At 44.1% G+C, this 4,486-nt stretch carries 3 protein-coding genes; 1 reads left to right on the plus strand and 2 read right to left on the minus strand.

What is annotated here, in order from left to right:
- Window positions 1-2,047, plus strand: a 2,047-nt coding sequence (locus ACEW80_RS14585) for an ATP-binding protein (protein ID WP_373527275.1), incomplete at its 5' end; no start/stop codon positions are given.
- Between the two features lie 19 nt (window positions 2,048-2,066).
- Here the strand turns inward: ACEW80_RS14585 and ACEW80_RS14590 are convergent.
- Both ACEW80_RS14590 and ACEW80_RS14595 read right to left on the minus strand, forming a co-directional pair.
- Window positions 2,067-2,252 carry a hypothetical protein gene (locus tag ACEW80_RS14590; protein ID WP_373527276.1) on the minus strand — a complete coding sequence of 62 codons (186 nt, stop codon included), beginning with the start codon at window positions 2,250-2,252 and terminating at the stop codon, window positions 2,067-2,069.
- 232 nt (window positions 2,253-2,484) lie between these two features.
- Window positions 2,485-4,486, minus strand: a 2,002-nt coding sequence (locus ACEW80_RS14595; RefSeq protein WP_373527277.1) for a plasmid replication protein, CyRepA1 family, incomplete at its 5' end; no start/stop codon positions are given.

Below are 4,486 nucleotides of genomic sequence, written 5' to 3' on the forward strand. Positions count from 1 at the left end.
TTCCTATCTCCTCAATCAATATCCACAGGCAATTCAAGATGCAATAGAAGTGCGTCAAACCCTAGCAGTTGCAGGAAGCGGGATTAGCGAATTAGTTTTTTACTTTTACGATTCCCTGACAGCACTGGCTACCCATACCGAAGCCACAGACAAAACCGAACTGCTGGAGCGGGTTTCCAAAAATCAAGCCATACTCCACCATCGTGCAGTTTCCGCACCGATGAACTTTCAACATAAATACGACCTAGTAGAAGCTGAACAACATCGGGTTTTAGGCAAGAATTATGAAGCAGGAGATAGCTACGATCGCGCGATCGCAGGTGCTAAAGAAAATGACTATATTCAAGAAGAAGGTTTAGCCAACGAATTAGCAGCAAAATTTTACCTCGACTGGGGCAGACAGCGCATAGCTGGGGACTACATGATTGAAGCTTATTACGCATATTCTCGCTGGGGTGCTAAAGCTAAGGTTGCTGACTTGGAACGACGCTATCCTCAACTACTTGCTCCCATATTACAACAAACCCGTTCTTTGTTCTCCACTAGGGAAACTATCTTTGCATTGGAGAGTGTCACATCTACCTCTAGCAGTGTCTCGGATACCCTAGATTTAAAAGCTATTCTCGAAGCTTCCCAAGCTATCTCCGGTGAAATCGAACTCGATAAACTACTTTCATCGTTGCTTTCTATCGTCATCAAAAATGCCGGGGCTAATAAATGCGTACTCATGCTGTTGCGAGACTCGCGCCTGCTAATTAAAGGGTCAATTACCCTGGGGTCAGAGCCAGTCGTGTTGCAGCGCCTTCCGGTTGAAGAAAGTCAGGATATTCCTTTGAAGCTGATTTACAAAGTCAAGCACAACAGGCAGACTACTGTGCTACTTAATGCAACAGTCGATCCAACCTTAGCCAATGACCCCTATATCATGCGTCAGCAGCCCAAGAGTATCTTGTGTAGCCCGATTTTGCATCAAGGGAAGTTGCTGGGGGTGTTGTACCTAGAAAATAGTTTAGTTACGGGAGCATTTACAAGCGATCGCGTCGAACTGCTCAATTTACTTTGCGCTCAGGCGGCGATTTCTTTGGAAAATGCTCAATTGTATGAGCGATCACAGAACTATGCCCAACAGCTAGAGGAGTCATTCGCCGAATCGCAGCAAAAATCAGAAGATTTGCAACAAGCATTGCAAGATTTACAACAAGCTCAATTACAAATGGTGCAAAGTGAGAAAATGTCAGCACTAGGCAATTTAGTCGCTGGTGTAGCTCACGAAATGAATAATCCTCTTGGGTTTATTGCTGCCAGTCTAAAACAAGCTAAACCAACGTTTACTGATATTATCGAACACTTAAAGCTTTATCAAGAAAGTTTACCCAACAAAAATGATGAAATCATTGACCACGCCGAATCAATCGACTTGGATTATAGTTTAGAAGATTTTCCCAAGATGATTGATTCTATGTCTATGGCGTGCGATCGCCTGAAAAACATCAGCACCAGTTTACGTACTTTCTCTCGTGCCGATCGAGATTACAAAGTACCATTTAACATCCACCAAGGCATTGATAGCACCATTCTCATTCTCAAACATCGTCTAAAAGCTAACGAACAACGTCCCGCAATTGAAATTGTCACCAATTACGGTAATTTGCCCCAGGTTGAATGTTTTCCTGGTCAATTAAATCAAGTATTTATGAACTTGCTTGCAAATGCTATTGATGCATTAGATGAATCTAATCAGGGACGCTCTTTTGAAGAAAATAAAGCTCATCCTAACTGCATTACAATTACAACTTCAGTCGAAAATAATCTAGTTAAAATTGCCATTGCTGATAATGGTAAAGGGATGACTGAACAAGTCAAATCAAAAATATTTGACCATTTATTTACGACAAAAGCTGTTGGTAAAGGGACGGGGTTAGGGTTAGCGATCGCAAAATCTATTATTGTGGAAAAACACGGTGGAACACTTGCAGTTAATTCTACCCCAGGCGTTGGAACAGAATTTGTGATTATCTTACCGATTTTGGTTCAGGCTCAAAGTTAACTTGGTCGAAAGTGTGACTTTAGTTAACCTCCACCAACCAATCGCACACCACAGAAGTACAACCGCTCCCAAAGTTAACCCAAACCTGCCATTGCCCCAAATACCCATTCCAGTAAGGCTCCCCATCAGCAACACCGACAGCCTCGCCAACTTGGGAGACTATCTGTTGGTAGAACTTGCCAACGCTGTCGAGTCCAAGGCGCAATTTCAGCTTTAGCCCCTTCCATCCAAGAATCGCAATATTTTCTGGGGTATGTGGTGCTGTGTCAATGAGTGGTGTTGCTCTAGGCTGTTGACTTTGTGGGTTTTTAGGGGGTTTTGCGGAAAATTATTCGTGTTATTTTTTGTTTGTGGGGAAACGGCTGTCCCAGCCGTTTCCCCACAAAGATAGTCAACACATTTTCTGCATGAACTCTTGTGGGCTAAAGGGTACAGAGTCAACAGCCTAGTGTTGCTCTTACTATATTATTAGTGCCTGACACCACTTCAGTATTGTGGGATATGGACAGTGATGTTGTGTCAGTTACTGGTGTAGTTGTACTTATATTGTTACTGACTGACACCAACTCATTTTGAAATAATTCATCTCGATTTAACCACTGCCCAAAAATCGAATCACGCTGATCATCAGGTGCAACAAACCGATAAACGCACTCCCGATTTTCACGCTTACCCAACCGACCAACATAATTCAACTTCAAATCAATCTTGGCAAGTAACTTCTGAGCGATCGCTATTGGGGTCAGTTTTTCCGAGATACTGACATTCAGGTAATTCTTGATAACATACCGATGCTTTAGTGCCAATGCTTTAAATTCCTGCATTGCCTCGTCAGAAGAGCGTAACCATTCCCCAGGCGTAAGCAACTGCAACAGATTCAGTTCTTCTAACAACAGTACCGACGACAACATCTGCCCCTTGTTAAAGTCGGGTTTCCAAATCGAATTCTGCCCAGCCTCTAACTGCGCCTTAGCCCGTTTAGTATCACGGTTCGTCAGAAATTCCCGCCCCAGCGTCAAATAATAGTGCATTCGCAACTGAGGATACCACCCATCATCGTCTTTTTCGACCAAATCAGGAGTAACATCAATCTCGTAACGACGGGATAATTCAGCCTTACGTTGCTGATGTCGTTCAGTTTTCGTTTTCGCCCGTTTATCTTGCAGCTTCTTGAGTTCAGCCCCAGAGAGTTCATCAGCTTGCGCGATCGCTTTACACTCCGCAGTATACAATTCCTGACTAGCCGCTTTAACCGACTCGATAACTGCCCCGCTCTCATCATCATCAACATCGGCTGCATCAATAATGGTGTAACCATCTTCAACCAAACCCGCAAGCACAGACTCTCGATAGCACCGCATCTCAACGTTAATCACAGAACCGCGTTTGCTCCAAGTCTGTAATGACTCCGGCTGAAAATTCTGATCAATGTAGCTCAAATCATCATTATCCGCCGCCGACAGCAGCGCAATATTAGCCTGTGTCGCAACGTGTTGACTTCTCAACAATCCTCCTATGGATGTAGAGCCATTCCCTACAACCGACATCCCCCACTCTCTCACCCAAATGTGACGGTCAACTGTCTCCCTAACCCTTGCCAACATCTGCCGCACAGAGTTAACCGGCTGCACCCCCTGAAAAATCCCCCAAACAGCACTAAAATGTCCTCGAATGTCGATGCTGACCCCAGTTTCTAAACTTGGAGAAGCGATAACCAAATCATACTGGGTAAGAATTTCGTTCAGGTGAGCAATACAACCGAAAGCCGCATGAGATGGATCAGCAACGGATTCGCTGTCAATTCTCAAAATCCGCAGGTGTAGGAATTTGCGGCGAAAACGTTCTTCAAGTGCCTGCGTTCCCCATTTGGACTTGGCTTTCTGAGCAGAACAGCATAATAAATGATGGCCACCTTTAGCGATCGCTTTGTCCAATGCTGCAATCAAATTCTTCGGGTTACTGCCAGAATAGTTGTAACAGTTTCCAGCTACGTGCCGATAACTGTTGACGATTACAAATGGGTTAACTCGATATTCACCAGCGAGTGATAAAACATACTTCACATCAGTATCGGAAACATCCGCAGAAGATAAATAGATTTTCCCGTGTTCACTCCCTAGAACATTCTGAATCAGTTGCTTAAGGTTTTTGAGAACTGATACCCGACGCTTTTGCACTTCCGTACCAGAGTTAAGCAAATGCCAGAATACTTGGTCACATTCATCAATAATTATGACATCATTTGACCAGTCGTTAGGGTTGAATCGCGCCTGACTTTCCTGATGTAGCGAATCAACGCACACCCCGTATCCTAATAATGTGCCTGTTTCATTTGTGCGGACTTCAGTAACATAGTTAACACCAAACCGATTACACAACGCCTCACCCAGTTGAATTCGGTGGGTGATAATTAACACCCTACGTCCCAGGTCATGCGCC

It is taken from the genome of Nostoc sp. (assembly GCF_041747015.1).
Classification (GTDB): Bacteria; Cyanobacteriota; Cyanobacteriia; order Cyanobacteriales; family Nostocaceae; genus Nostoc.